This is a genomic window from Deinococcus indicus (assembly GCF_002198095.1).
Taxonomy (GTDB): domain Bacteria; phylum Deinococcota; class Deinococci; order Deinococcales; family Deinococcaceae; genus Deinococcus; species Deinococcus caeni.
The window spans coordinates 50235-76959 of the sequence record NZ_NHMK01000022.1 but is presented as its reverse complement, the minus strand read 5'-3'; the positions used below and the strand labels follow the sequence as shown (position 1 = coordinate 76959).

Annotated in this window: 21 protein-coding genes and 1 riboswitch; of the genes, 9 read left to right on the top strand and 12 right to left on the bottom strand. The window is 71.2% G+C overall.

The annotated features are described in order from the left end of the window. Window positions 1-51: 51 nt before the first annotated feature. The 5 genes from CBQ26_RS14600 to CBQ26_RS14580 all read right to left on the bottom strand — a co-directional run bounded on the left by CBQ26_RS14600 (window position 52) and on the right by CBQ26_RS14580 (window position 13176). Entirely contained in the window at window positions 52-1164 is a 1113-nt protein-coding gene (locus CBQ26_RS14600; protein ID WP_143342151.1) for a GGDEF domain-containing protein, read from the bottom strand. A 140-nt stretch (window positions 1165-1304) separates the two neighbouring features. Continuing rightward, window positions 1305-4175: a Tad domain-containing protein gene (locus tag CBQ26_RS14595; RefSeq protein WP_143342150.1), complete on the bottom strand. Its 2871-nt coding sequence runs from the start codon at window positions 4173-4175 to the stop codon at window positions 1305-1307. After that, window positions 4175-8899: an alpha-2-macroglobulin family protein gene (locus CBQ26_RS14590; protein ID WP_088249372.1), complete on the bottom strand. Its 4725-nt coding sequence runs from the start codon at window positions 8897-8899 to the stop codon at window positions 4175-4177. The genes CBQ26_RS14595 and CBQ26_RS14590 overlap by 1 nt, the downstream gene beginning before the upstream one ends. After that, entirely contained in the window at window positions 8896-10446 is a 1551-nt protein-coding gene (locus CBQ26_RS14585; protein ID WP_088249371.1) for a hypothetical protein, read from the bottom strand. Before CBQ26_RS14585 ends, CBQ26_RS14590 begins: the two co-directional genes overlap by 4 nt. 6 nt (window positions 10447-10452) lie before the next feature. After that, a complete protein-coding gene (locus tag CBQ26_RS14580) occupies window positions 10453-13176 on the bottom strand; it encodes a beta strand repeat-containing protein (protein ID WP_088249370.1) in 2724 nt (907 codons plus the stop codon). 736 nt (window positions 13177-13912) lie between these two features. Further along, window positions 13913-14089, top strand: a riboswitch (SAM riboswitch). A 124-nt stretch (window positions 14090-14213) separates the two neighbouring features. Between CBQ26_RS14580 and CBQ26_RS14575 the strand changes: the two genes are divergently transcribed. The 5 genes from CBQ26_RS14575 to CBQ26_RS14555 all read left to right on the top strand — a co-directional run bounded on the left by CBQ26_RS14575 (window position 14214) and on the right by CBQ26_RS14555 (window position 18330). Continuing rightward, window positions 14214-14423, top strand: coding sequence for a hypothetical protein (locus tag CBQ26_RS14575; RefSeq protein WP_088249369.1), 210 nt, complete (start codon window positions 14214-14216; stop codon window positions 14421-14423). Between the two features lie 70 nt (window positions 14424-14493). Further along, the gene (locus CBQ26_RS14570; protein WP_088249368.1) at window positions 14494-15711 is read left to right on the top strand and encodes an LLM class flavin-dependent oxidoreductase; all 1218 of its coding nucleotides are present in this window, start codon (window positions 14494-14496) and stop codon (window positions 15709-15711) included. Window positions 15712-15794: 83 nt separating this feature from the next. Then, window positions 15795-16778: an aliphatic sulfonate ABC transporter substrate-binding protein gene (locus tag CBQ26_RS14565; RefSeq protein WP_088249367.1), complete on the top strand. Its 984-nt coding sequence runs from the start codon at window positions 15795-15797 to the stop codon at window positions 16776-16778. A gap of 107 nt (window positions 16779-16885) precedes the next feature. After that, window positions 16886-17608, top strand: a complete 723-nt coding sequence (locus CBQ26_RS14560; protein WP_244898048.1) for an ABC transporter permease subunit — start codon at window positions 16886-16888, stop codon at window positions 17606-17608. Then, window positions 17605-18330, top strand: coding sequence for an ABC transporter ATP-binding protein (locus tag CBQ26_RS14555; RefSeq protein WP_244898047.1), 726 nt, complete (start codon window positions 17605-17607; stop codon window positions 18328-18330). The genes CBQ26_RS14560 and CBQ26_RS14555 overlap by 4 nt, the downstream gene beginning before the upstream one ends. A 55-nt stretch (window positions 18331-18385) precedes the next feature. Here the strand turns inward: CBQ26_RS14555 and CBQ26_RS14550 are convergent, their stop codons facing one another. Then, on the bottom strand, window positions 18386-18763 hold the full coding sequence (locus CBQ26_RS14550) for a rhodanese-like domain-containing protein (RefSeq protein WP_172418108.1): 378 nt from the start codon (window positions 18761-18763) through the stop codon (window positions 18386-18388). A gap of 36 nt (window positions 18764-18799) precedes the next feature. Between CBQ26_RS14550 and chrA the strand changes: the two genes are divergently transcribed. Then, a complete protein-coding gene (gene chrA / locus CBQ26_RS14545; RefSeq protein WP_088249364.1) occupies window positions 18800-19987 on the top strand; it encodes a chromate efflux transporter in 1188 nt (395 codons plus the stop codon). A gap of 140 nt (window positions 19988-20127) precedes the next feature. Here the strand turns inward: chrA and CBQ26_RS14540 are convergent, their stop codons facing one another. The 5 genes from CBQ26_RS14540 to CBQ26_RS14520 form a co-directional block, all read right to left on the bottom strand. Beyond that, entirely contained in the window at window positions 20128-20319 is a 192-nt protein-coding gene (locus tag CBQ26_RS14540) for a hypothetical protein (protein WP_088249363.1), read from the bottom strand. A 183-nt stretch (window positions 20320-20502) separates the two neighbouring features. Continuing rightward, the gene (locus tag CBQ26_RS14535) at window positions 20503-21492 is read right to left on the bottom strand and encodes a sulfate/molybdate ABC transporter ATP-binding protein (RefSeq protein WP_088249362.1); all 990 of its coding nucleotides are present in this window, start codon (window positions 21490-21492) and stop codon (window positions 20503-20505) included. Further along, the gene (cysW, locus tag CBQ26_RS14530; protein WP_088249361.1) at window positions 21489-22313 is read right to left on the bottom strand and encodes a sulfate ABC transporter permease subunit CysW; all 825 of its coding nucleotides are present in this window, start codon (window positions 22311-22313) and stop codon (window positions 21489-21491) included. The genes CBQ26_RS14535 and cysW overlap by 4 nt, the downstream gene beginning before the upstream one ends. Continuing rightward, window positions 22310-23155 (bottom strand): sulfate ABC transporter permease subunit CysT, encoded by an 846-nt coding sequence (cysT, locus tag CBQ26_RS14525; RefSeq protein ID WP_088249360.1) that lies wholly within the window; start codon window positions 23153-23155, stop codon window positions 22310-22312. Before cysT ends, cysW begins: the two co-directional genes overlap by 4 nt. Before the next feature lies 1 nt (window position 23156). Then, on the bottom strand, window positions 23157-24137 hold the full coding sequence (locus CBQ26_RS14520; RefSeq protein WP_088249359.1) for a sulfate ABC transporter substrate-binding protein: 981 nt from the start codon (window positions 24135-24137) through the stop codon (window positions 23157-23159). A gap of 96 nt (window positions 24138-24233) precedes the next feature. Here CBQ26_RS14520 and CBQ26_RS14515 point away from each other — a divergent pair, with 96 nt between their 5' ends. Both CBQ26_RS14515 and CBQ26_RS14510 read left to right on the top strand, forming a co-directional pair. Further along, the gene (locus tag CBQ26_RS14515; protein ID WP_088249358.1) at window positions 24234-24719 is read left to right on the top strand and encodes an RrF2 family transcriptional regulator; all 486 of its coding nucleotides are present in this window, start codon (window positions 24234-24236) and stop codon (window positions 24717-24719) included. Between the two features lie 59 nt (window positions 24720-24778). Further along, window positions 24779-25612, top strand: coding sequence for a uroporphyrinogen-III synthase (locus CBQ26_RS14510; protein ID WP_088249357.1), 834 nt, complete (start codon window positions 24779-24781; stop codon window positions 25610-25612). Between the two features lie 218 nt (window positions 25613-25830). Here CBQ26_RS14510 and CBQ26_RS14505 read toward each other — a convergent pair whose 3' ends face one another. Next, on the bottom strand, window positions 25831-26097 hold the full coding sequence (locus CBQ26_RS14505) for a hypothetical protein (RefSeq protein ID WP_143342149.1): 267 nt from the start codon (window positions 26095-26097) through the stop codon (window positions 25831-25833). Window positions 26098-26189: 92 nt separating this feature from the next. Here CBQ26_RS14505 and CBQ26_RS14500 point away from each other — a divergent pair, with 92 nt between their 5' ends. Then, window positions 26190-26519, top strand: coding sequence for a cyclic-di-AMP receptor (locus CBQ26_RS14500; RefSeq protein WP_088249355.1), 330 nt, complete (start codon window positions 26190-26192; stop codon window positions 26517-26519). Window positions 26520-26725: the final 206 nt, after the last annotated feature.

Sequence of the window (26725 nt, the reverse complement as noted above, 5' to 3'; positions counted from 1 at the left end):
AACGGGGGCAGAGGGCGCGCCGGGCTGTCAGCAAAACAGATGGAATCCGTATCAGGGCGAATCTGCTCCGGCCAGCACCACCCGGTTGCGCCCACCGCGCTTGGCGGCGTACAGGGCGTCGTCCGCCTGCCGGAAGGCGCCGCGCAGGTCCTCGCCGGCCGGCCAGTCGCTCACGCCGACACTCACGGTCACGCGCAGGTCGTTCCACACGGCCCGCTCGACCGCCGCGCGCAGCCGTTCGGCCAGCCGCGCCGCGCCTCCCAGGTCCAGCGGCGCCCACACGATGAACTCCTCGCCGCCCCAGCGGGCCGCCACGGCCCCGCCCGGCACGTGCCCGGCCAGGACCCGCCCCACGGCGGCCAGCACCTCGTCGCCCGCCGCGTGCCCGTGGCGGTCGTTGACGGCCTTGAAGGAGTCCACGTCCAGCAGCAGCAGCGCGCCTCGCTCGCGGCCCGGCTGGTCGCCGGTCTGCTCCTCGAACCCCCGGCGGTTGAGCAGGCCGGTCAGGGCGTCACGGGACGCCAGTTCCCGCAGCGCGTGCGTGCGCCCCGCCAGTTCCGAGAGCGTGCCGCGCATGACCACGCCCACCACCAGCAGCGAGAACATGCCGGTGTTCACCCACTGCGCCGTGCGCAGCTGCTCCGGCGCCACGCCGCTGAGCAGCGAGACTTCCAGCCGGTACGTGATCAGCAGCCCGACCGCCAGCGGAATGGACGCGCGCGGCGGCAGCACCAGCAGCAGGCCCGCCACGATGAACAGCAGCACGTTCCCCAGCAGCTCGAAGCTCAGGACCTGTTCGGGCCGCTGCGCGTACGTGCCCAGGAAGCCCACCCCGCTGAGGGTCAGCAGGCCCGCGAACACCCGCTCGGCCAGCGGCAGCCGCGCCGGCCGCCGCCACACCAGCACGAACAGCAGCAGCGACCCGGCCATGACGCCCAGGTGCAGTCCCGCCGTCAGCCACGCCGCGCGGTCCAGCAGGTCCAGCAGCAGCAGCGTCAGGCCCGGCGCGGCACACAGCAGCGCGAACAGGTAGCCGCGCAGCTTCACGCGGACGACTTCCGGCGCCTCCGGCGCCCCCCACCCGGCCGCCCCCCACCATGCCGGCCGCCACCCGGCAGGAGCGGGGCGGCGCGGCGGAACCTGCGTGCGGAGCGGTCTGCGCATCATCCTCCGGGGTGACCTGCCCGCAGCATGTCGCGCCGGGCCTCACGAAACTCTTTCCGTGTGGGCAGGGGGAGACGGCGGGCAGGGGGAGGGAGCCGCGCCGGCCCTCCTCCCCCTGCCCGCTGGCGACGGGGGCGGCGTCAGGGCACCAGCACCTCGAAGCATACCCGCTGCGTGGCGCCGACCGTCAGGTCCGGCAGGCGCACCGTGATGGTGCGGGTCACGATCTCGCCGGCGTCGGTGTCGGCGGCGTCGGTCAGCGCCGCGCCTTCCAGGGTCAGGCTGCCCGGCACGTACGCCGCGACGCCCTGCAACGTGTCCGAGACGGTCACGCCCGTCAGGGGGTCGGGGGTGGTGTTGCGGACGTTCAGGCAGTAACGCAGGCGCTCGTTCGGCAGGGCGTCTACGGCCGGGGCGATCACCCCGTCGGCCCGCGTGAGGTTCTCGACGGTCTTGACGAGTTCCGCGCCGGGCGTGACGGTGGTCGTGTCGGTCACGCTGGCGAGGTCCTGCACGTCCGGCCGGCCGGCCCAGGCGAGGCTGGCGGTCGCGAAGGTCGCGCGGGTCGTGCCGACCGCCGTGCCGGCCGGGACGGTCACCTCGACCTCCAGCGCGCAGCTGCGCAGGCGGCCGTCCGGCAGGCGCGGCCAGCTGTCGTCCACGGTGACGCTGCCCACGGCGGTCCGCTCGGCGTCGCTGACCACGCCGTTACAGTCGCTGTCCAGGAACACCTGCCCGCCGAAACCGCCGGTCGTGGCGAACGAGACCGTGCCGGTCGTGCCGGGCGTGAAGGTGTGGGCGTATCGCACGGTCAGCGGCGCCTCGCCACGCCCGCTGCGGTCCGGGGTCAGGCCGACCCGTCCGGTCAGGCCGGCGTTCAGGGTCTGGTCCGCGCCGCTCGGGGCGGGCAGCGCGTAGTCGCGCAGGGCCGGGTCGCTCACGTCGCCGGTCAGGGCGGCCACGCCGTTCAGGCGCACGCCGGTCACGACCTCGGTGGCGGACGCGCCGGACCGGAAGGTCACGCCGGTCCAGTCGCCCGGCACGAACAGCGTGTACGAGCCGTCCGCGGCGGTCACGGCGCTGCGGGTCACGGCCGCGCCCGCCTGGGTGCCGCTGACGGTCAGGGTGCGGGCCCCCAGGGCCGTCTCGGCGCCCTGCTGCGTCACGTCGTGGGCGGCGCCGCCGGGGCCGCGTCCGTCGTCACGGAACACCACGCCGCTCAGGCGGTCGCCCTGGAACAGCCCGAATTCCTGCTCGGGGACCGAGGTGCTCGCGGCCGTGACGGTCACGGTGCGGGTGCCGTTCAGTGGGCTGACGAACACGAACCCGGCGGGGTTGCCGGCGCTGATCGCGGCGGCGGTGCGCGCCACCGGCAGGGTGTAGGTGCCCTCGCCGAGCGCCAGCGTGAAGGTGCCGGCGCCGGCCGGAACGGCCGCGGAGGCCTGCACGCGCCCGCCCGTCACGGCGTTCACGAAGGTGGTGGGGCCGTCCCAGTTCTCGGCGTCGCGCGTGCCGTCGGGCTGACGGTCGTGGTACACCACGCCGGTGACCGCGCAGACGTTCCCGACGCCGCCGACCGTGAACACGGCTTCGCCGATGCCGATGCCCAGCAGGCGCAGCACCTGATCGACCGTCGCCATCAGCACGGCTTCCAGCACGGGGCGCAGGACCAGGCCCAGGGTGCTCAGGACCGGGGACAGCGCCGCGCTGATCGTGCCCGTCAGGAGCGCCGTGGGGACCAGCGGCGCGGGGTCGCGGAGTTCCAGGGTGAGGTTGCCGGGCGTGCCCAGGCTGGTGAGCAGCGTGCCGACCAGCGTGCCGACGGCGGCGCTGCTGCTGCCGACCGTGTACGTCTGCGGGTAGGGGCCAGCAGCGGTGGTGGTCGACAGCAGGTAGGTGTTGTCCGCCAAGGCCTTGGCACGGACGTTCAGCACGATCGGCACTATCAGATCCGGCAGCAGCGGCACTGGCACCCGCACGCTCAGATCCACCGTGCCGATGGTCGCCTGCGTGAGCAGGCCGAAAGGATTTTCGTAATTGGCGTTAGACCGGTTGAAGAACACGCTGTCGCTGATCTGCCCCAGGCCCAGCTGCGCCACTCCGGGCTGCGCGTCCAGGCTCAGCGCGCGGTTGATCGCGTCGACCGTGCCGATGGTGCCGCTGGCCTTCGCGACCTCCAGGTACAGGTCCAGGGTGGTCAGCGTGAGTTTCCCGCCGGTCAGGCCGAGGGCGTTCAGTTGCACGCCGCCCAGGTTCACGTTCAGCTTGGCGCGGATGGCAGCCGTGTTGAACTGCGTGCCCTGCGGCCCGCAGCGGTACACCGGCGGCTCGATGACCTGCAGGTACACCCGCACGGTCGGCGTGACCGCGTTCACGCCCAGCCCCAGGCCTGACAGGCTCACGTTCAGGGCATTCAGCGTGACCGGCGTGGGGGTGGTCACGGCGTTGCGGTAGTTGAACAGCTGCACGCTGCCGGTCAGGAGGTTGAGCAGGTTCACCTGCGAGGTCAGGAACGCGGCGCTGCTTCCTTCCAGCTTCAGCAGGTCACCCAGCCGGATGGTGCCGTTCGGGGCCGACAGCGCGGGCCGCAGCAGGTTCAGGGCGTTCACGGCGGCCGTGTTCCCGGAGGTCTGCGCGGCCTGCGCGGCCACGTCCAGCACCTGCAGCAGCGTCACGTCGGTGTTCAGGGCCCCGGCGGTCGTGCCGACGTCCGCCCCGGCCTTCAGGGCGTTCAGGAACAGGCCCAGGTTCACGTCGGCGTTCGCGATGGCGTTCCAGTCGGCGGCACTCAGGGTCAGGGACCCGCCGCCCAGCAGTCCCTGGAACAGGCCGTTCAGGATCACGCTGCGCTGCGAGTCCACGCTCAGCAGGCGCGGCCCGGCCGCGACGCACGCGACGGCCGAGCAGGACCCGGCCTGCGCGCCGGCATTCCAGGAGACGAGCAGGGTCAGCAGCAACGCCAGGCGGGAGAGCCAGCGCGGCGCCCGGTTCGGTCGGTTCATTCGGGGCATCAGCGGCCTCCAGACAGGTCGGCGCGGAGGAACACGCCGGGGTTGGCGCCGGTGGTCAGGCCGGCGGCCGTGCCGGTCGCGCCCGCGGTGTACCCGGCCAAGACACGCAGGTTGTCGTTGACCCGGTAGCGCAGGTCCGCGCCGTAGGTGAGGTTCAGGGAGTTCAGGCCCGGCTGCGAGATCAGGTAGCTGTTCAGGCCGGCACTCAGGCGGTCGGTGAGGGGCACGGTCAGGCTCAGGCCCCCCTGGTAGGTGCTCTTCTGACGGTCCGTGACGGGCACGCGGTACGCGAAGCTGGGTTGCAGCGACAGGGTGCGCGCCGGGGCGGCGTTCTCCGGCGGGGTCGTCGCGGCTGCCGGCTCGCCTTCCGGAGCGGCCTCAGCCTGGGCCGCCGTGCGGGGCAGCGGGAACTGCGTGTCCAGCGCGATCTCGCCTTCCAGCACCGTGCCGACGCTGCTGGAATCCGTGTTGCCCAGGCGGTGGTACTGCAGCAGCGCCAGGCGGTCGGTGCGCCACGCGTGGCTCAGGGTCAGCTGCGCCTGCGTGGCGGGCAGCACCTGCACGCTGCCGTCCACGCTCAGGACGTGCTGCCCGAGCGTGCCGGTCGCGCCGCCGCGCACGGTCAGGCGGGTGTCGGTCCCGCGCGAGGCGTCCACGCCCAGCGACGCCGAGAAGGTCTCGCTGAGGTACCGCACGCCAAGAGCGCCGGTCGCGGAGTTCAGGCCCGTGGACAGTTCCCGCGCGACCGACGCGCTGACGTTCGCCTTGATGCGCTCGGTCACGTTGATCGGCACGTCCACCCCGAAGCGCGCGCGGCTGCTCTGGCCGCTCGCGCCGGGCAGCTGGTACGACACGTTCAGGTTCGCGTTGCCCAGCTGCTGCTGCACGCCGACCTCGCCGATCAGCGAGCCCTCCTCCCCCCAGGTCTGTTGCAGGCGTCCGAGCAGGTTGGCGGTGGAACTCAGGCGGTAGTTGACGTTCAGGCGCGACTGCGGCCGGGCGGCGCCCAGCAGCGGCTGCGAGTGCTGCACCTCGGCGCTCGTGCGGTCCTGGGCGTAGCGGGCCAGGACCACGCCGTTCAGGCCGGTGCCCTCAGTGGCGGTCGGGAACACGACCTCCGCCCCGGCGCCGACGGTCCAGCGGCTGTCCAGCGGCCGGTCGGCGGTCAGCGAGACGCGCTGGTCGCCGGTCTGCACGCGGTGCTGGAGTTTCACGCCGAACGTCGCCTGCCGGTACGTGACCTCGCCCACGCCCCGCACCGTCGCGGCGTCCGGGGTGGGTTCGGCGGTGTACGCGGCGCTGGCCGTGACCGGCCCCTCGCGGTACTGCGCGTCGATCCCGAAGCGGCCGCGCGGCGCTTCCGGGTCCAGCCGGTACGAGGCGAGCACCGTGAGCGGCAGCGTGCGGTACTGCACCTGCGCGCCGTACCGGAATTCGGACCCGGTGCGGGCCACGCCGCCGTCCAGGGTCCAGGGACCCTGCGCGTAGCTCAGGCCGGCGCCCAGCGTCAGTTCCAGGGCGCCGGCACCCTGCGGCACGTACGCCACGGACAGCCGCTGCGGCTCGAAGTCCGGGCCGTACAGGCCCAGCGGGGACGCCAGGGTCAGGCGGCCGGTCAGTCCGTCGAGCTGGTAGTCGCGGCCCGCCTGGAGGGTCTGTTCGGACGCGCCGCTGATCAGCGTCACGCGCTCGCTGCCGACGCGCGGCAGGCTGGACAGCAGGTAGCTGCGGCCCCCGTCCGGCTGGATGGTCTCGGTGACGCTCCCGTTGGGCGTGCGGGCCGCCAGGGCGCGCACGCTCCAGGGGCCGCGCCGCAGCTCGCCGCGCAGCGCACTGGCGCGCGGCAGGGACGACAGCGGCGCCAGGGCCAGCGCCCCGTCGTAGTACCCGAGGCTCAGGTCGCGCCGCTCGTAGCGGAACGCGAAGCCCAGGTCGCTGCTGAGGTTCGTGCGGGACTCGGTGCCGCTGCCGGTCAGCGCGAAGCGTTTCCCGGCGCTGGCGGCCGAGGTCAGCGCGGGCAGGCCGGTCGTGTCGGCGGACGCCTGGAGCGCCCCGCCCAGCAGCGGAACTTCGGCGTACCCGCGCGCCTGCGCCTCGAAGTTCAGGCCGCTGGCCGGCGAGTACCGCACCCCGGCGCTCGCCTGGTACGTGACGATCGTCTCGCCCGGCACGTCCACGAACAGCGCGCGGCTCGCGCGCAGGTTACCCAGCGCGGCCTGCACGTTCACGTTGCGGGCGCTGCTGAGGGGTTCCAGGCGCACGCGGGCCACGCCGCCGGTCAGGTTCACCTGGTAGCCGGCGGTCTGCGGGTCGGCGTCCGGGTCGAGCGGTTCGAGGTCCGTCGAGAGCGTGACCTGCCCGGCGCCGCTGGGCAGCCCCTGGGCGTCCACGGTGCGGACCAGCAGCGCCACCGGGGTGCTGCCGTCGGCGGTGACGCCCTCCTCGAGGCTCAGGTCCAGCCGCTCGGCCTGTCCGGGCACGCGGACGCGCACGCGGTCACTCTGCTGCCCGAAGGTCGCCTCGATCAGGTTCTCGCCGACGCTCAGCGGCAGGCCGATGTACACCAGCCGCGACACGCCCTGCCCCTGCCCGGCCTCGCCGAGCAGCGATTCCGGGATGACCTGCCCGTTCACCTTCAGGGTGACGGGCACGTTCGACGGGCCTTCCAGCGTGACGTTCGTGCGGGCGCCCTCGGCGAGAATCACGCCGTCGCGCGGCGAGCGGATCAGGCCGTCGCGTTCCGTGGCGCTCAGGGCAGCGGCGCGGGCGGCGTCGGCGGCGTCCACGCTGCCGGACAGGATCAGGTCGCGTTCGCCCACGCGGGCGCTCAGGCCCAGCGTCTCGGGCGTGCCGATCACGCCGACGTGCGCGGCCGTGTACGCCAGCGTCCCGCCGGTCGTGCCGGCCGGGAGCGTCCAGTACAGGCGGCCGCCCTCCCCGACGCGCGGGTCCGGCAGCGCCGTGACGCGGTCCCCGACGCGCAGTTCGCTGCTGCCGGCGCGGTACGCCGCGCCCTCGGGCGGCAGGTGCGCGGCCAGCAGCGAGCCGGTGGTCAGGCCGCGCACGCTGAACGGCAGGGTGATCACGGTCGAGCGGGTGGGCTGCGGGCGGGCCGTGAAGGTCAGCGGTCCGCTCAGCGGCGCGCCGGCGATCTGGCCGTCCACCTCGGGCGTGACGGTCAGGGTCGTGACGCCCTCCTCGGCGGTCGTGTACGGCAGGCGGGCGACGGCGCTGCCGTACGGCGCGAGCGTCACCTGCGGGCGGGTGTCCTCCGGTTCGGCTGGCGTCTCGTCTTTCGGGGCGGGGGGCGCGCCGTCCGCTTCCGGGCGGATCTGCACACGCGGCGCCTGCACCGCCACGGGGGGCGGCACGGCGACGCTGCCCAGCGTGACCGTCACGGGGCGCGCGGTGGGGTTCTGCACGAATACCGGCAGTTCCGCCCCGAATCCCGCCTCCTGCGGCGCGGCCGGCAGGACCCGCAGGGTCAGCAGCGTGCGGCGCAGCGCGGCACTCAGGTTCAGCGGGGCCAGGTCGCCGGCGCCGCTGACCTCCACGGCGCCGCTCTCGGGCGCCCCGAAGGCCACGCGGGCCGTCCACTCGCGCCGCGCGCTCCCGCCGGCCGGCACGACCAGCGGCCCGGCCGGGCTGTCCTGCGGGGTCAGCCACGCGGGCCACTGCACCGTCAGGTCGCCGCTCAGCGCGGCCGCGCCCAGGTTGCGGGCGTCCAGGGTGATGGTCACGGTCTCGCCCGGCAGCGGGTCGGCCGGCGAGACGTTCAGCGCGGCGCGCAGGTCCGGCCGGCTGTCCGCGAGCGGCACGCGGATCACGGCGCTGCCCAGCGTGACGGTCACGGGTCCCGGCGCGCCGGGCCCGCCCTCCAGCGTCAGGGTGCGGCTCTCGCCCTCGTCGAGCGTGAGGGTCGCGACCGGCTGGCCGTCCTCGCCCTGCACGCGGACGCCCGCGCCGCTCAGGGTGACCGGCACGGTCAGCGGCCCGCCCGGATTCTCGACCGTCAGGGTCGCGCGGCCCGCCGCTTCCAGGTCGCGGGTGGCGGTCACGATCAGCCGGCCCGGTTGGGTGCCCTGCACCTGCGCCGTGACCGGCTCCTCCAGGCCCGGCAGCGCCAGCCGCAGTTCCAGCGGGCCGGCCGTGCCGATCAGGACCGGGACCTCGGCCGTGACAGTCCCGCCGGCTGCGAGGGTCCGGGTGAGGTTCACGGGGCTGGCGACCAGTCCCTCGTCCAGGCTCAGCTCCGGCGTGAGGGTCAGGGTGTCGCTGTACGCCGAGCGCAGCGTGATGCGGGCGGTGACGGTGCTGCCGACCGGCGCGGACTCCGGCACGTCCAGCGTGACGGTCACGTCCGGCTGCACGGTCAGCGTCACGTCGGCGCCGCCGGCCCCGACTGTCACTTCGGTCTGGTCCAGGCGGGCGCCGGCGCTGCTCAGGCGCAGGTCGTACCGGCCTTCGGGCAGGTCCAGCAGCGTTCCGCCGACCGGAATGCGGACCGTGCGCGGCCCGCCCGTGAGGGCCGGGCCGCTGAGGTCCACGCTGACCGGAACGGCCACGCCGTCCGGGCTGTTCAGCACGGCGCGCAGCGCGACCGGGGCCGCCTGCGCGCTGCTGAGCAGCAGGGCGCTCAGGGCCAGCAGGCGCGGCAGTCGGTGCGGGGAGGAGGCGGGGCGAACGGGGGCGGGGGCGGAAGAAGGCGTGAGGGGGACCTTCATGGTTCTCTCCAGAGCACGTCCGGGTCGTTCGAGCCGGCCGGTGTGAGGGTGACGTACTGCAGTGTCACGGCGGAGGACAGGACGCCCAGCGCGAAGGTGCGGGCCTCGCCGTCGGGCGTGGCGCGGTCCGTGACGGTCACGTCCTGCACCGGGCGGGCGCTGCTGACGGTCAGCGTGACGACGCTGCCGCCGCCGGCGGTGGGGGAGACGCTGCGGGTGATCAGCAGCGGTCCCTGACGGACGGTGGTGTTCATGGGGGCGCTGGCGCCGGACGGCAGGCCGCTGCCGGTCACGGCGCTCGGCTGCTGCAGCGCGAAGTCCAGGCGGGTCAGGGCGAACACGTCCGCCACGCGCGGCCCGAAGCCCGGCACCGGCGCGAACGGCGCGGTGTCCCGGTCGAGCGTGACCAGCCACGGGCCGGGCGTCAGGTTGCGCAGGGCGTAGCGGCCCATCTCGTCGGTCACGGCCTGCACGCCACTGGCGAGCAGCACGCGCGCGCCGGCCAGCGGGGAATCCTGCGGGTCGCGGCGGCCGTTGCCGTTCACGTCCAGGAACACCTCGCCGATCAGGGTGGCGCGGCGGTCGAACACGCCGGGCGTGACGCGCACGGTCGCGCTGGCCTCATTGCTGCGCGTGACCTGTCCGTCCGGGCCGGTGACGGTCGCCACGCCGGTCGCGCTGAGGTCCTGCTCGCGGCCCGAGCCGTCCACGGCTTCCACGCCGATGCGGGCGCGGTACGTGACGGTCAGGGTCTGCCCGGCGCTGACCGTGCCGGGCGTGAACGTGACCTGCCGCCCGTCGGCGCTGACGGTCGCCGTGACCGGCGCGCCGTTCGCGCCGAGCTGGGCGCTGTCCGGCACGTAGCTCAGGCCGGCGGGCAGCGTCACGGTCAGGGACGCCGACCCGCCCGCCGGCACGCTGACCGGGAGGGTCAGGGTGAAGGTGGGTTCGTCGCCCGGCTGCGCCAGGACCGGGGTGACGCTGTGACTCAGCAGCAGCGCCGCGACGGGTTGCAGGCGCACCTGCGTGACGTTCACGCTGTCGCTGCGCCCGCCGCAGGTCGCGGCGAGGTTCACGTTCAGCGTGGCGGTCAGGGCGCGGGTGACGGTCACGGCGACCGTCACCTCCCGCGACTGTCCGGGGTTCAGGGTCAGGCTGGTCAGTTCGCGGGCGTCGGCGGCGGCGCTGTCCTGCACGCGCACCTGCACGCCCTCGGTCGCCTCGAGCAGGCTGGCGTTCAGGGTGACGGGGCCCCCCTGGTCGCCCTGGACGCCCACCGTGTACGGAATGAGGATGGTGCCGGGCGCGGCGCTGCTGATTACCCGCGCCGCGCCCGGCTGCCCGTCGGGCGTGACGCTGGGCGTGCAGGGCTCCTGCGCCCGCAGCGTCACGGTGTTCGACGGAATCAGGACCTGTGGGCCGCCGGGGACGGTGGCGCGCAGCGCGGCGGTGTTACGGATCTCCCCGGCACGGACCGTTCCAGCGCCGAGCATGGTCAGCGTGATCAGCAGGGCCGACCGGACAGCAGTGGAGGAGAGGGTAAACACGTCGCCTCAGTTGACCCGGACCACGAAGGTCACGGTGAAGGTCGCGCCGGGGTTCAGGATGTCCGCAGCGGTGATGGTGTTGTCGCCGTTCGTGTCGAGCGCCGCCAGGAAGCTGCCGCGCGCGCCGTTCAGGCTGGCGGGCGAGGTGGCGCTGCTGAACCAGTTGGTGCCGCCGTTCGTGCTGAACAGCACGCTGGCGCTGCTGGCTCCCAGTTTCACGTAGCTGGTGACGACGTTGTTGCTCGCGTCGACCGGCAGCTGGTCTTCGAGGACGGCGTTGTTCAGGACGCTGCTGCCGTCGTTGCTGACGACCAGGGTGTAGCGCAGGTAGTCGCCGGGGTTCACGCGGCCGTCCGTGACGGGCGTGACGGCGGTGCAGGTGGCGTCGTTGCACAGCTCGACGGTCTTGGTGACGCTGGCCACGACGGACTGCACGCTGGTGGTGTCGTCGACGCTCAGGGCGACGGTGACGCGCGGGTCACGCTGCGCGGTCAGGTTGACGCGGATGGTGGCCGTCTCGCTGGGCGTGGCGTTGCCGGCCAGGCCGGCGGGCGCCGTGACCTGCACGTAGATGTTCTGCGTGCCGCTGCGCGCGACCGTGCCGCTCAGGGTCGAGGTGAAGGGACCCGAGGCACTGGTCGAGAAGGCGTACGCGAAGCCCTGCCCGGACGTGACGGCCGGAACGGTGAAGTCGGCGTTGTCGTTGCCGGTGTTCGTCAGGGTGTGCGTGTAGACGACGCTGCCGCCGCTGATGGTGCTCTGCGCGCCGTTCGGGGCGAAGGTGCCGCTCGTGACCGAGTTCGTGCGCGCCACGTTGGTCACGCTGGTCACGCGGCCCGCGTCGGTGGTGGAGGTCGCGGTGACGGTGACGTTGGTGTCGCCCGCCACGGCGCCGGCCGGGATGGGCGTGACGGCCAGCAGGAACAGGGTGCCGCCAGCCGCGATCGGGGCGGTCGGGCCGGTCAGTTCGGTGTCACCGCCGTCCAGGACGCCGTTGTTGTTCGTGTCGATGTAGTAGCGGGTGCCGGTGGGGCCGCTCAGGATGAAGGCTTCCTCGGCGGGGCCGCCGTTGCGCAGCTCCAGCGGGAACACGGCGTCCTGACCGGGGTTCGCGCTGACCGTGACGGGCGTGGTGCTCGGGGCGGTGGCGCTGTCGCGGTCGCTGTTGCCCAGGACCGGCAGGCCGGCGGCCGTGACGTTGGCGATCACGCTGGTGGTCGTGTCGGCCGCGCCGCCGCTGGGGGTGGCGCTGACGGTCAGAGCGGTGTTCGTCGTGCCGGCGGCCGAGAACGGCACCGAGCACGTGACGGCGAATTCCAGCGTGGCGCCGGCGGCCAGCGTCACGGACGAGGAGATCACGGAGCCCAGCGTGCCGCCGGCGTCGATGTTGCGGACCGTGCAGGTCCAGCCGGCGGGGGCGCCGCTGACGGCCAGGGTGAAGGTGTTCGTGGCGTTCCCGGTGTTCTTGAGGGTCTCGCGGAAGGTGACGGTGCTGCCGGCCACGACGTCCGTGACGGTGGTCTGGGTGTCGCCGCTACGCTCGATGGTCACGCCGCCGTAGGTGTACGTGCCGGTGGAGGGCGCGCCCGCCTCGGGGAAGCTGAACGGGCCGACGGCGGCGCGGCTGACGGTGGCGACCGTCACGCTGGTGGCCGGGCTGACCGGGCGCTCGCCGGTGTCGGCGCCGTCGCCGTCGGCGTTGCCGTCGAAGATGCCGTTCACGCTGTTGCTGATGGTGGTGTTCGCCAGGGCGCCGTCCGGTACGCGGGCGTCGAAGGTCAGGCTCACGCTGTCGCCGGCGGCGAGCAGGTCGCCGCTGCCCTCGACGAGCAGCGCTGCGGCGTTCACGTTCGCCAGGGTGGCGGGCGCGGTGGCCGTCCAGGTGACGCCGCCGTCGGTGGAGTACAGGCGCACCAGGGCGGGGGCGGGCGTGCTGTTGCCGGCGCCGACCGTGAAGGTGGCGGCGCCCATGGCGGCGAAGGTCTGGTTGGTGAGCGGGTCGCTCAGCAGGATGCCGTTGCGGGGCGCGCCGTCCACGGTGACGACGCCGGTCACGCCGCGCGCCGGGCTGCCGGTGGGCACGGTGGCGCTGAAGGTGTACGACAGGGTGCTGCCGGGGTTGACGGGGCCGGTCGGCGAGACGCTCAGGCCGAGGTTCAGCTGGCCGGCGGCGCTGACGGTCAGCTGCGCGTAGTTGTCCGAGTCGACGACGGTGCCGTTGCCGTTCGACGTGGCGACCAGCGCGAAGCGGGAGGCCAGTCCGTCGGCGGTGCCGGCGGGAACGGTCGCCTCGATGATCAGGTCGGCGCTGGTGTCGGCGGTCAGGGTAATGGGGCCGGTGACTTCCACGCCGCCGCGCAGGATGCGGATGCCGGCGTCGAAGCCGTCGGTCGTGGACTGCGTGACGCTCAGGGTGTAGCTGTCGGTGCCGTTGCCGGGGTTGGTCAGGGTGTAGGGGATCTGGCGGGTGCCGCCGGCGAAGGTGGCGAACGCGCGGGCCGGCGCGATGGGCGCCTCGGGGCTGTCGGGCGTGACGGTCACGGCGAACACCTGACGGACCGTGACGGTCGCGACGTTCGAGTCGACGCTGCGCGGGGCGTTCAGGGCGTCGCGGTAGGTCAGGACGGCCTTGTTGTTGATCACGGTGTTCGGGGCGGTGCCGGCGGCCAGACCGGTTCCGGTCAGGGCCAGGGCGGCGGACAGCAGCAGCGTACGGGAAACGTGATTCATGAGGTGACCTCCAGGTCGTGAGGGGAGAGAAGGAGCGTCAGGCTCCAGGGTGTCCTCTTTGGTGGAAGTTATGAGAGGGGGGGCTTCACCACTCTTACCCTTGTGTCCGCCTGTCTCATGAAGGTCTTGGGCGCTGGAAATGCAAAAAATTTCTCTCACGCTGAGGCGATGCGTGAACTATTCGTCAAGCTGGTGGAAAAGCGTGGCTTACCTTTCCCGTGTACACGGCAGCGGCCTTCATGCTGACACCCTGTCAAAGCTGGCAGTTCTTACAGCACCGGATGATAAAGATCCCAGTACACCCCCAGAGCCCCCCTCAGCATGAAGATCGTCCTGCTCATGCCGGCTCTGCTTGAACAGATTTCCTGCAAAAGTCCCCCACTTTCCTGGTTGAGTGATACGGAATCCGTTCGTTTCGCGTGACTGCTGCGCAGGAGACGATCAGACAGAACAATTGGGCATGAGTACATCTCCCGTGAACACGCTGACCAGTCCATGTCAGCTGTTCATGCGGACTGCCGTTTGTTTCGCCGACAATCCGGAACGTCACCGCCCCTGCCGGTTCCACATCCGGAGGGGCGTGTTGCTCCCGCTCTGCGGGGCAGCTCTCCGAGTCGCTTCGCTCGGACCCAGCGGGCTTTGCAGCCCATTCAATCGGAGTCCGTACTACGCTCTCCAATCCAAAAGTTGACAAGATTTGTAATCTGGTTTAGGGTGAGCCCAACCCTGCACAGGGTCACTATCCAGAGCGGTCGAGGGAACAGGCCCGACGACGCCGCAGCAACCAGGAGCCACATGAAGCAGCTCAACACACAACCAGCCGACCGCGCCCTCCAGGGCCGCACCTGTTGTTGTTGACCTGAATTCACCCTCCACGGTGCTCCACGCCTGCCCGAACCGGGAACGATAGCGGCGAGCGTTCAGACGCGCTCCCCTCAAAGGACAACCCATGACGCGATGTCGCCTGACCTGAGGCGCGGCCCCCCTTCCGGCCGCGCAGGCCCACTGCAACCCTCCCGCTTCCAGGAGCCACGGCCATGACCGAAACCCTGCACGTCAGGTGGAAACCCGGCACGCTCGACACCCTGCTCGTCACCTCACCCCACGGCACCCTCGAGTGGAATGCGCTGATCTTCGAACGCGTCCACGGGCGGGACGCCATGCGCGAGCTGTACCTGAAGGGCCGCACCTGCGTCACCCGCGAGGCCCTTCCCGCACGCCACTCTACGGCGCGCCGCGTCGCCTGATCCTCACCCGCCCCGAACCGACCTCCACCACGGAGGCCGGACACCCACGCACACCCACACGAGGTTCTCCATGACGCACAGCACCCACGACACCCCCTCCCTGTACTGGTTCATTCCCTCGGGTGGCGACGGCCGCCAGCTCGGCCAGCCCACGCGGCCCGCGCACTTCCCGTACCTGACGCAGGTGGCCCAGGCCGCCGACGCTCTCGGCTTCGACGGGGTCCTGCTGCCCACCGGCGGCACCAACGAGGACACCCTGGTCGTCGCCAGCGCCCTGTCGAGCCTCACCCGGCAGCTGCGCTTCCTGGTCGCGCTGCGCCCCGGACTGCTCTCCCCGGTGCTGGCCGCGCGGCTGACCGCGTCCCTCGACCGCATCTCCGGCGGGCGCGTGAACCTGAACGTCGTGTCCGGCAGCGGCAACTTCGACTTCGAGGGCCTGAACCTCACCCAGACCGAGCGCTACGCCCTGACCGGCGAGTGGCTCGGCGCCTTCCGCGCGCTGCTGCGCGGTGAGACGGTCACGCAGCGCGGCGAGTACGTTCAGCTGGACGACGCCCGCGCCCTGCTGCCGAGCGTGCAGCGTCCCTACCCGCCCATCTACTTCGGGGGGAGCAGCCAGCCCGCCCTGGAGGTCGCCGGGGAGCACGTGGACGTGTACCTCAGCTGGGGTGAGCGGCCTGAGCAACTGCGGGAGAAGTTCGGGCAGGTCCGCGCCGAAGCCACCCGGCACGGCCGGCAGGTGCGCTTCGGGCTGCGCGCCCACATCATCGTGCGCCCCACCGAGGAGGAAGCCTGGGCCGCTGCCGAGCACCTGATCGCCGGGATCAGCGACGAGCAGATCGCGCAGGCCCACCAGGCCTTCTTGCAGAGCGGCTCCGAAGGGCAGCGCCGCCAGAGCGAACTGAACGGCGGCACACGCGAATCCCTGCGCGTCGGGAAGAACCTCTGGGCCGGCGTGGGCCTCGTGCGCGGCGGGGCCGGGACCGCCTTCGTCGGCAGTCCCGAGAATGTCGCCGCTGCGCTGCGCGAGTACCAGGACATCGGAGTCGAGACCTTCATTCTCAGCGGCTACCCCCACCTGGAAGAGGCGTACCGCGTGGCGGAACTGCTGTTCCCCGCGCTGGGCCGCACCAGTCCCGTCTTCACGCCGCGCGACGGGCAGCCGCTGACGCACACCAGCACACCCACTGCGCACGGCCCCAGCACCCACGCCCCGGCCCTGCGCGCCGCCGAGCCGGTCCTGGCCGACGCGGCCCCCAGCGAACTCGGCCGGTTCCGCAGCATTTAAGCGTCTCCCTCCCCTTGTCCCTCTGCGGGAGGGGGCCCTCATCCCCGCCCCCTCCATTCCCAACCCCTCTTCTGGAGACTCCCATGACCACCCGACTGCGTTCCGCTGCCCTGACCCTCACCGCCCTCGCCCTCGGCGCGCTGTCCACCGCGCAGGCCGTCACCTTCACCATCGGCTACCAGAAAGGCGGCATTCCGAACATCCTCAAGGCGCGCGGCACCCTCGACAGGTACGCCGCGCAGGGCATCGACTTCCGCTGGGTGCTGTTCACCGCCGGGCCGCCCCTGCTGGAAGCCGCGAACGCCGGCGCCGTGGACTTCGGCAGCGTCGGCAACGCCCCGGGCGTGTTCGCCCTGGCGGGCGGCGCCGACCTGAAGTACGTGGGCGTGACCGTCAACAACAGCGACACCACCGAGGCCGTCATCGTGCCGAAGAATTCCGGCATCCAGAAGGTCAGCGACCTGAAAGGTAAACGCATCGGCGTGGCCCGCGGCTCCAGCGCGCACGCCTTCCTGTACAGCGTGCTGCGCAGCGCGGGCCTCACCTTCAAGGACGTGACGGTCGTGCCCCTGCTCCCACCCGACGCGCGCCCTGCGTTCGAGAACGGCAGCATCGACGCCTGGGTCATCTGGGATCCGTTCCTCACCACCGCCCTGCAGGGCAGCGGCGGGCGTGTCCTGCGCGACCACACCGGCCTCGGGCGCGGCGACAACTACCACCTCGTGCCGGGCAGCGTCCTGCAGAACCCCGAGAAGAAACGCGCCCTGCAGGTTCTGCTGGCCGAACTGGAAAGCGCCGCGAACTGGGCGAACGTCAACCGCCAGACGGTCATCAACCAGTTCAGTGACGAGCTCGGCATTCCCAAGAGTGTCCTGGCCGTCACGGTCCCCAAGAGCGTGCCGTTCAACATCCGGCCCTTCCGGACGTCGGACCTCAAGCCCCTCCAGACCCTGGCGGTCGCGTTCCGTGAGGCGGGCGTCCTGCCGCGCGACGTGCCCTTCGGTCCGCAGACGTACGTGACCCTCCCGGCGTTCCGCGCCGCGCTGCCCACCCTGGGGCTCAAGTGACGGTCGGCGCGCGGTCCCGGGAGCGAGCGCGGCCAGAGGTCCAGGCGGCCGGCACCCCCAGCCGCCGCCCCGGTCGGGCCTGGCAGGGCGAGTGGATACGCTGGCTGGTGCCGCTGCTGGTCGTGCTGGGCTGGCAGCTGGCCGCCAGCACCGGCCTGCTCAATCCGCGTGTCTTGCCAGCCCCCAGCGCCGTCATCACAGCCGCCTGGGAACTGGCGCGCAGCGGGGAACTGGGCCGCCACTTCCTGATCAGCCTCCAGCGCGCCGGGCTGGGCATCCTGATCGGCGGGGGGCTGGGCTTCACGTTCGGCATCCTGACCGGCACCTTCCGCGCCGCGAACCTGCTGCTGGACACGACCTTCCAGATGATCCGCACCATTCCCAACCTCGCGCTGATCCCGCTGGTGATCCTCTGGTTCGGGATCGGCGAGAGCGGCAAGGTGTTCCTGATCGCCCTGGCCACCTTCTTCCCGGTGTACCTGAACACCCTGCACGGCGTGACCGGCATCGACCCGCGCCTGACCGAGATGGCCCGCGTGTACGGCCTCTCCCCGCTCGACACCTTCCGGCGGGTCACGCTGCCCGGCGCGCTGCCCGGCGTGCTGGTGGGGGTGCGCTACGCGCTGGGCATCTCCTGGCTGGCACTGGTCGTCAGCGAGTCCTTCGGGGCCAGCAGCGGCATCGGCTTCCTCGCCATGGACGCCCGCGAGTTCTTCCGCACGGACGTGATCGTGCTGGCCATCGTGATCTACGCCCTGATCGGCAAGGCAGCTGACGCCCTCGTCCGGACGCTCGAACGCCGCCTCCTGCCCTGGCAGGTGAGCGCGTGAGCGCCGCGCCCGTCCTGACCGGTCCCCTGACCGCCACCGGGGTGCCCATCGAGCTGCGCGACCTGAGCGCCGCGTACGGTGAGCGCGTCATCCTCCAGGACCTGACCCTCAGCATCGCCGCAGGGGAGCGTGTCGCGCTGGTCGGCGCGAGCGGCGGCGGAAAGACCACCCTGCTGCGCGCCCTGGCGGGCCTGACCTCCACCCAGGGCACCCTGAGAATCGGCACCGGCGCACCTGTCCGCACACGGGTCATGTTCCAGGAAGACCGCCTGCTGCCCTGGCTCGGCGCCCTGGACAACGTCGCCCTGGGCCTTCCGCGCCCGGACCGCTTCCGCGCCGCGCGCGCCCTGAGGGACGTGGGACTCGCCGGGCGGGAACGCGCCTACCCGCACGAACTCAGCGGCGGACAGCGCCAGCGGGTCGCCCTGGCCCGCGCGCTCGCCCACCGCCCGGACCTCCTGCTGCTCGACGAACCCTTCGGCGCCCTCGACGCCCTGACCCGCGCGGACATGCACGCCCTGCTCGACACCCTCCTGACCGACACGGGCGCCACCACGCTGCTCATCACGCACGACCTGGAAGAAGCGCTGAAACTCACCGACCGCGTGCTGCTCCTCGCCGACGGACAGATCCGTGAAGATCTCACCGTCGCCCTTCCTCACCCCCGTCGCCGCACGGATGTGGAAGACCTCCGCGCCCACCTCGAACGCCTGCTCCACTGAACGTCGCCTTCAGGACCGCTGGGGAGGGGTGCCCGGTCACCGGACGACAGACCCATCAACAGCCCGCGCCGCCAGTGTCAGCCTCACCAGGAGCATCCCCGGGTGAAGCGGACACTGGCGGTGAAGTCACCCCGGCCTCCCGATCCTGGAGGTCCCGCCAGGCCGGGTAGCCCCCTTCGAGCACCGCCGTGTCGAACCCACGCCCGGCGAGCAGCGCCGCCGCCCGCTCCCCACGCGACGATCCAGGGTGGAACATGTTGCAGTACGCCACCACCGGCCGGGTGACCGGCAACTCCGCGAGCCGCGATTCCAGGTCCTCGATCGGCACGTGTACCGCTCCGGGCACGTGACCCGCGTCGAACTCCTCCTGACTGCGGACATCCACCACCGTCACGTGCTCCTGGGCCAACTCCTCCGGTTGCGTTCTCTTCATGACCCACGCTACCCCACGACCCCCTACCATGACCGCATGCGCCGCCTGCTGGACGTGTTCCTCATCTTTCTCCGCCTCGGCCTCACCAGTTTCGGCGGGCCCGTCGCCCACCTCGGGTACTTCCGCACGGAATTCGTCGAGCGTCGCCGCTGGCTCGACGAGGCGGCCTACGCCGACCTCGTCGCCCTGTGCCAGTTCCTGCCCGGTCCGGCCTCCTCGCAGGTCGGCATGGCCCTCGGCATCAGCCGCGCGGGCCTGTGGGGCGCGCTGGCCGCCTGGGCGGGTTTCACGCTCCCCAGCGCCGCGCTGCTCGTCGCGTTCGCCTACGGCGTCGGGCTGGTCGGGGACGTGAGCGACGCGGGGTGGCTGCGGGGCCTGAAGATCGTCGCGGTGGCCATCGTGGCGCAGGCCGTGCTCGGCATGTCCCGCACGCTCACGCCGGACCGGCCGCGCGTGCTGATCGCGCTGGGCGCCGCCATGGCGGCGCTGCTCGTCCCCAGTGCCGCCGCGCAGGTGGGGATTATCGTCGTGGCGGGCCTGATCGGCTGGCGCTTCCTGACCATGGCGGACGCGCCGCGCGCGTCCGCGTTGCCGGTCACGCTGTCCCGGCGGCTGGGCACGGCCTTTCTGGGCGCGTTCGTGGCGCTGCTGATGATCCTGCCGGTGCTGCGGGAAGTGGTGGGCGGGCCGGCGCTGGCCCTGGTGGACAGTTTCTACCGGGCGGGCTCCCTGGTGTTCGGCGGCGGGCACGTGGTGCTGCCGCTGCTGGAAGCGGAAGTGGTGCCGACCGGGTGGGTCACGCCGGACGCGTTCCTGGCGGGGTACGGGGCGACGCAGGCGGTGCCGGGGCCGCTGTTCACGTTCAGTGCGTACCTGGGCGCCGTCAGTGCGGTGGGCCTGCCGGCGCTGCTGGCGGCGGGACTGGCGCTCGGGGCGATCTTCCTGCCGTCGTTCCTGCTGGTGGCCGGGACGCTGCCGTTCTGGAACGCGCTCAGGGCGCAGCCGGGTGCGCAGTCGGTGCTGCGGGGCGTGAACGCGGGCGTGGTGGGGCTGCTGCTGGCAGCGCTGTACTCGCCGGTGTTCACGGCGGGCGTACGGTCAACCGGGGAGTTCGCGTTCGTGCTGGGGACGTTCGCGGCGCTGGAGTACCTGAAGTGGCCGGTGTGGCTGGTGGTGGCCCTGTCGGCTGGCGTGGGGGCGCTGGTGTGGGCAGGCGGCCCCTGAACCACACCAGCGCCCGCCGTTGCGTTCACAACCCGGAAATGCCCACTCCGCGCCCGGCATCCCTGTCACTCCTGCGCATCAGGCGGCAGATCAGGGAGGGGCGACGGAGTACGTACTCCGTCGCCCCTCCCTCACGGCCCTCAGGTCAGCAGGGCGATCTGCCGGGCGTCCACCCGGATCCGTGCGCTGCCCCTGAGCTGCAGGTCCTGCAGGGCCTGCCGGCCAAACAGCCGTGCCAGGCGCGTGCTTGTCATCTCGATGGTGCGCCCGGCGATCTTCAACCGGACGACGTCGATGGTGCCGGGAACCCAACTGCAGGACAGTTCATGCATGACAGACCTCCAGAGACGAGCGGGACGGGGAACAGCTGGACAGAGCCGGTACAGCATCACTGGATTACGCTAAGAGTGCCCGGATCGGCGAGCGAGTTCATGGATTCGGCCCTGTGCAGCCCAGCGTAGGAGACCTGTCTCTGGGAATTTCGAGAGGGTCCGGCCGTCCTCTTGAGTGAGGCATCATGAAGAGGTGACGGAATACGTCTGCTGCGCGGTGGGGCTGACGTACACCTGCTGCCCGACCTGGAACGCCTGAACGTCACGGGCGGGCAGGTGCGCCTCCAGGCTGGGCAGGTCACCGGCGCGGCTCAACTCGAGCCGCGCGGTCGGGCCGACCTGATGGACGCGCACGATCTGCGCGGGGACCGCGCCGGGCGCTGGCTCCGGACTCAGGTGCAGGTCGTGAGGGCGCACGAGGGTCTGCTCGCGCGCGTCCGTCTGCCAGACGTTCGCGCGGCCCAGGAAGCGGTACGTGAACGCACTGGCCGGGTGGTGGTACACGTCGCCGGGCGTGCCTTCCTGTTCGATGCGGCCAGCGTTGAACACGACGATCCGGTCGGCGATCTCGAGGGCCTCCTCCTGGTCGTGCGTGACGAACACGCTGGTGACGTGCAGTTCATTGTGCAACTGCCGCAGCCAGTCGCGCAGTTCCTGCCGCACGGCCGCGTCGAGGGCGCCGAAGGGTTCGTCGAGCAGCAGGACGCGCGGCTCGACGGCCAGCGCGCGGGCCAGCGCCACGCGTTGCCGCTGCCCCCCACTGAGTTGACTGGGGTAGCGGGCCGCGGCCCAGTCGAGTTGCACGAGGCTCAGGAGCCGCATCACTTTTTCACGGATGGTGGCGGCGGTGGGCCGGGCCGCCCCACGTTTGACCTTCAGTCCGAACGCGACGTTCTCGAAGACGGTCATGTGCTTGAACAGCGCGTAGTGCTGGAAGACGAAGCCGATGCCCCGCTCGCCCGGCCCGGCGTGCGTGACGTCCTGCCCGGCCAGGTGAACCCGGCCGGTGTCCGGGGTTTCCAGCCCGGCGATGACGCGCAGCAGGGTGGTCTTGCCGCTGCCGCTGGGTCCGAGCAGGGCGACGAGCTGACCGTCGGGGACGTGGAGGGTCACGTCGGAGAGGGCGGTGAAGGTGCCGAACTGCTTTCCGATCTGGGTGACGTCTATGCTCACGTGTGGGCTCTCCCGGTGCGGGCTTCGATCAGGGCCTTGAGGGCCAGGGTGAGGAGGGCGAACAGCGCCAGCAGGGACGCCACGGCGAACGCGGCGACCGTCTGGTACTCGTTATAGAGGATCTCGACGTGCAGGGGCAGGGTGTTGGTCAGGCCGCGGATCTTGCCGGAGACGACGGACACGGCGCCGAACTCACCGAGGGCGCGGGCGTTGCACATGATCACGCCGTACAGCAGGGCCCAGCGGATGTTGGGCAGGGTGACGCGCATGAAGGTCTGCCAGCCGCTGGCGCCGAGGGTGAGGGCCGCTTCCTCGTCGTCACGGCCCTGGGCCTGCATGACGGGGATGAGTTCACGGGCGACGTACGCGAACGTGACGAACGTGGTCGCGAGGATGATGCCGGCGGGCGCGAAGATGATCTTGAGGTCGTTGGCTTCGAGCCACGGTCCCAGCCAGCCCTGCCGGCCGAACAGCAGAACGTAGACGAGCCCAGAGATGACGGGGGAGATGGCCAGCGGCAGGTCGATCAGGGTCAGCAGGAGGCTGCGGCCGGGGAAGTCGAACTTGGCGGTGGCCCAGGCGGCACTGACGCCGAAGACGGTGTTGAGCGGCACGGCGATCAGGACGGTCAGCAGGGACAGGCGCACGGCGGCCTGCGTGTCGGGCAGTTGCAGCGCCTGCAGGTAGGGACCCAGACCGCTGCGCAGAGCGGTGATGAAGACGAGCAGCAGGGGGAGCAGCAGGAGCAGCCCGACCAGCACGAGGGTCAGGGTGACCATCACAGCGGGCCAGACGCGGCGCAGGAGAGGAGCGGCGTTCACCGTTCACCCCGGCGGCTCAGGCGGGCCTGGGCGGTGTTGGCGGCGAGGAGCAGCGCCACAGAGATCACGAGCATGGCCACGGCGACGGCCGCCGCCCCGGCGTAATCGTACTGCTCGAGTTTACCGACGATCAGCAGCGGCGCGATTTCCGTCTTGAACGGCAGGTTGCCGCTGATGAACACGACCGAGCCGTACTCCCCGACCGTGCGGGCCAGGGCGAGCGTGAAGCCACTCAGGAGCGCGGGGTACAGGGCCGGGAGGGTCACGCGCCAGAACGTCTGGGTGGGCGTGGCCCCGAGGCTGCGGGCCGCTTCTTCCGGTTCAGGCCCGAGGTCTTCGAGGACCGGTTGGAGGCTGCGCACCACGAACGGCAGCCCGATGAACGTGAGGGCTACGATGATGCCCAGCGGTGTGTACGCCACCCGGATGCCTGCTTCGGCGAGGGGCGCACCCAGCCATCCGTTCGGGGCGAGCAGGGTGGTGAGCGTGATGCCGGCCACGGCGGTCGGCAGTGCGAACGGCAGGTCGATCAGGGCGTCGATCAGGCGCCGACCCGGCACGCGGTACCGGGTGAGGGTCCAGGCGATGGTCAGGCCGATCGGGACGTTGATCAGCGAGGCGGCCAGGGCCGTGAAAAAGGAGACGCGCAGCGCGGCGAGCACGCGGGGCGACGTGACGGCATCCAGAAATCCGTCTGCTCCGAGCGTGGCCGCCTTCAGGATCAGCGCTGCGAGGGGGATCAGCACGATCAGGCTGAGGTAAAGGGTGGCGTAGCCCAGGGTGAGGGGCAGGCCCGGCAGGACGTGCCTGCGGGCCTGCCGGCGGGACGGGAGGGTGGTCACCTCAACGTCCGCTGTACACCTGGTCGAACACGCCGCCGTCCGCGAAGAATTTCTTCTGCGCGGCGCGCCAGCCACCGAACTGCGCGATGCTGAAGAGGTTCACCTTGGGGAACTGCGCGGCGTACTTGGCGGCGACGTCCTGGCTGCGCGGGCGGTAGTAGTTCTTGGCGATGAGTTCCTGCGCTTCCGGTGTGTACAGGAACTGCAGGTATGCCTTGGCGACCTTCTCGGTCTTGTGCTTGGTGACGTTCTTGTCGATCCAGGCGACCGGGGGTTCGGCGAGGATGCTGACGCTGGGGACGACAATCTGGAATTTGCCTTCGCCGAGTTCGCGGGTGGCGAGCAGCGCCTCGTTCTCCCAGGCGATCAGGACGTCGCCGATGCCGCGCTCGACGAAGGTGGTGGTGGAGCCGCGCGCGCCGGAGTCGAGGACGGGGACGTTCTTGAAGAGCCTGGTGGTGTAGTCCTTGGCGGCGGCTTCACTGCCGAGTTTGCGCTGCGCCCAGCCCCAGGCGGCGAGGAAGTTCCAGCGGGCGCCGCCGCTGGTTTTGGGGTTGGGGGTGATGACCTGCACGCCGGGCTTGACGAGGTCGCTCCAGTCCTTGATGCCTTTGGGGTTGCCCTTGCGGACGAGGAAGACGATGGTGCTGGTGTAGGGGCTGCTGTTGTAGGCGAGGCGTTTCTGCCAGCTCTCGGGGAGGAGGCCCTTGTCGGCGATGGCATCGATGTCGTAGGCCAGTGCGAGGGTGACGATGTCCGCTTCGAGGCCGTCGATGACGCTGCGCGCCTGGGAGCCGCTGCCGCCGTGGGAGTTGTTGATCTTGAGTGTGTCACCGGTTTTAGCCTGCCACTGTTTGGCGAAGGCGGCGTTGATGTCCTGGTAGAGCTCGCGGGTGGGGTCGTAGGAGACGTTCAGGAGGGTGACGTTGGCGGCGGTGGCGGTGGTGGTGAGCAGCAGGCTGAGCGCGAGAATCCGGTTCATGAGGTCTCCTGGTGAGCTGGGTGTGGTGACGTGAACATACCCTGCTTTAATTGATGAAATTTGTCAACTAGTCTCCGGGGTGGCTACAGTGTACTCATGCGACTGCTCACTGTGGACGTCTACGGCTTTCAGGCGGTCGGTTATCTCGGTGCCCACGAGGGTCGCTGGGTGACAGCCGCCGAGCTATGCGAACGGACCGGGCTCAGCCGCTCGTTCATGGTGCGGGTGCTCGCCGACCTGGTGCGCGGGCAGCTCCTGCTGTCCAAAAAAGGGTGCGGCGGTGGGTACCGCCTGGCGCGCGCGGCCCACCTGGTCACGCTGCACGAGGTGCTGCGGTGCCTGGAGCGGCCCCTGGCGCCGCTGGCCTGCGTGAGCGTGAGCAGCCCCGCTCCCTGCGGCGCGGCGCACTGCTGTCAGGCGCGCGTGGGGGTGTATCAGGCGCTGCGCGACGCGACCCACCGGGTGCTGGCGCAGTACACGGCCGCGGACCTGGCGCGCGACGCGGCGGGAGGCGTGACCTATGACCGCTGCCTGAGCCTGCTCTGGCATCCCCATGAGCCTGTCCAGATCGCCACCAGTTGACAAGTTTTGTAATCTTCTCTTAAAGTGCTTCCAGCTCACTGTTTTCACTGGAGGCCCCCATGCCCGACTTCGCCGGCCTGAACGTTCTGAGTCTGGAATCCCGCCGCAGTGAAGAGATGGACACCCTGATCCGCAAGTATGGTGGCGCGCCGCAGGTCGCCCCCAGCATGCGCGAGATGAAACTCGACCTGAGCGCGCCGCTGTCACAGTTCGAACGCGACCTGAGCGCCGGCGACATTCACGCCGTCGCCTGCCTCACCGGCGTCGGCACCCGCATGTTCCTGAAAGAACTCGCCGCCCGCGACCCGCAGCACCTGGAGACCCTGCGCGGCGTGCCGTTCGTGTCGCGCGGCAGCAAACCCGCCCAGGCCCTCAAGACCTTCGGTCTGAGCAGCACCATCGTGCCCAAACCCAGCACCTGGCACGAGGTGCAGGAGCACCTGATCGCCACGCTGGAACGCGGTCAGCACGCCGTGATCCTCGAGTACGGCGAGGCCGTCCCGACCGCCATGCTGCGCGAACTCGGCTACGCCGGCATCCGCGTGACGAGCGTGCCCGTGTACCGCTGCGCCTTCCCGCAGGACACCGCCCCGCTGGCGAAGGCCGTGCGCGACGTGATCCTGGGCGGGCCGGACATCCTGCTGCTGTCCAGCGGCACGCAGATCCTGCACTTCCTGAAGTACGCCGAGAAACTGAACCTGCTCGAAGAGGCCCGCGCCGGCCTGCACCGCATGGTCGTGGTGTCCATCGGCCCGGCGTGCAGCGAGGCCGCCGCCGATCTGGGCCTGCGCATCGACCTGGAAGCCAACCCGCACAAGATGGGCATCCTGGTCCGCACGGCCGCCGAGCACGCCCCGGCCATCCTGGCCGCCCGACTGGGCCGCGCCGGCTGATAAGGACTTGCAAAAACCATTCAATCCGAGCGGACGTGAGTGGAAGCCAAGAGGATTCCGGGCGTGGAATTGACAACCCGGTGCATGGGCGGGTTGTGAACGAAACAGACGGAACCTGCATGAGGTCTTCCCTCACGCCTCAGCGCTTTCCATGGTTCTCCTCGGCCGCACGCCCCTGGTGACGCGCCTGAACCAGGGACCTCTGGTTGCCACACCATTCAGGGAGAGAGGCCCTGCGAGGCGTGCAGCACACTCAACCCGAATCCCGTCAGGCCGTAGCGTCGGTACTCGACCGGCCCGATCCGCCAGATGCTCAGCAGTTCGATCAGCTCACGACCCTCCAGGGTATCCAGATCGTGGTCGGTGATGACCCTCCCTGCCACGCAGGTCTCGGTATCTGAGGGGCGACCCGTCACGCTGGTGCGTTCAATCAGACTCCCGAGGTTGAGCCAGGCGAGCAGTTGCAGTTGGATGGGCGTGAGCATGGCCGTCCCCAGATCATGCCTCCACGCCTGACCGGTCATCGGCACGCCTGCTCACGGTTGGCGATAGTGCGCGGTGATACCTAAGATGAGGCATGCACCTGGTCCTGGCCATCATTCAGGATGCGGACGCAGCCGCGCTGCTCCGCGCGTTGCGTGCGCAGGCCTTCGACGTGACGAAGCTCGCCAGCACGGGCGGGTTCCTGCGGGAGGGCAACACGACCCTGATGCTGGGTGTCAGCCCGGACCGCCTGGGGACGCTCAGGCAGCTGGTGCAGGACACCTGCCACGCGCGGACGCGGCTGGTCATGCCGGGGACGGCAATAACCGACCAGCCGGACGCGCCTGGAGCTGAGCCGCTGAACGTGCCGGTCGGCGGAGCTGTGCTGTTTGTCCTGACAGTGGACGAATTCGTCAAGTACTGACAGCCGCGCAGACCTTCCAGCACGCCTGGGAACAGGCAGACGGGCTGACGGCGGCTGAGCGGGGAGAGGCAGCGGTTGAGATCTTCGCGGCCAAGGCGAGTTCCACCCAGACCGGCCTGCAGGTTAGTACGCACCTGTTCGAGTGCGCCCTCGCGCCACCGCCACCGAGTTCGGATTTGACCGGTTCTGACGTGACCTGCGCACGT

Bases quoted from the DNA above. Each gene is read 5' to 3' on its own strand.
- CBQ26_RS14520 (WP_088249359.1), bottom strand. From the start codon at position 24,137: ATGAACCGGATTCTCGCGCTCAGCCTGCTGCTCACCACCACCGCCACC.
- CBQ26_RS14505 (WP_143342149.1), bottom strand. From the start codon at position 26,097: ATGCTCACGCCCATCCAACTGCAACTGCTCGCCTGGCTCAACCTCGGG.
- CBQ26_RS14550 (WP_172418108.1), bottom strand. From the start codon at position 18,763: ATGAAGAGAACGCAACCGGAGGAGTTGGCCCAGGAGCACGTGACGGTG.
- CBQ26_RS14540 (WP_088249363.1), bottom strand. From the start codon at position 20,319: ATGCATGAACTGTCCTGCAGTTGGGTTCCCGGCACCATCGACGTCGTC.
- CBQ26_RS14510 (WP_088249357.1), top strand. From the start codon at position 24,779: ATGCCCGACTTCGCCGGCCTGAACGTTCTGAGTCTGGAATCCCGCCGC.
- CBQ26_RS14500 (WP_088249355.1), top strand. From the start codon at position 26,190: ATGCACCTGGTCCTGGCCATCATTCAGGATGCGGACGCAGCCGCGCTG.
- chrA (WP_088249364.1), top strand. From the start codon at position 18,800: ATGCGCCGCCTGCTGGACGTGTTCCTCATCTTTCTCCGCCTCGGCCTC.
- CBQ26_RS14590 (WP_088249372.1), bottom strand. From the start codon at position 8,899: ATGAAGGTCCCCCTCACGCCTTCTTCCGCCCCCGCCCCCGTTCGCCCC.
- CBQ26_RS14570 (WP_088249368.1), top strand. From the start codon at position 14,494: ATGACGCACAGCACCCACGACACCCCCTCCCTGTACTGGTTCATTCCC.
- CBQ26_RS14565 (WP_088249367.1), top strand. From the start codon at position 15,795: ATGACCACCCGACTGCGTTCCGCTGCCCTGACCCTCACCGCCCTCGCC.
- CBQ26_RS14595 (WP_143342150.1), bottom strand. From the start codon at position 4,175: ATGCCCCGAATGAACCGACCGAACCGGGCGCCGCGCTGGCTCTCCCGC.
- CBQ26_RS14600 (WP_143342151.1), bottom strand. From the start codon at position 1,164: ATGCGCAGACCGCTCCGCACGCAGGTTCCGCCGCGCCGCCCCGCTCCT.
- CBQ26_RS14515 (WP_088249358.1), top strand. From the start codon at position 24,234: ATGCGACTGCTCACTGTGGACGTCTACGGCTTTCAGGCGGTCGGTTAT.
- CBQ26_RS14580 (WP_088249370.1), bottom strand. From the start codon at position 13,176: ATGAATCACGTTTCCCGTACGCTGCTGCTGTCCGCCGCCCTGGCCCTG.
- CBQ26_RS14575 (WP_088249369.1), top strand. From the start codon at position 14,214: ATGACCGAAACCCTGCACGTCAGGTGGAAACCCGGCACGCTCGACACC.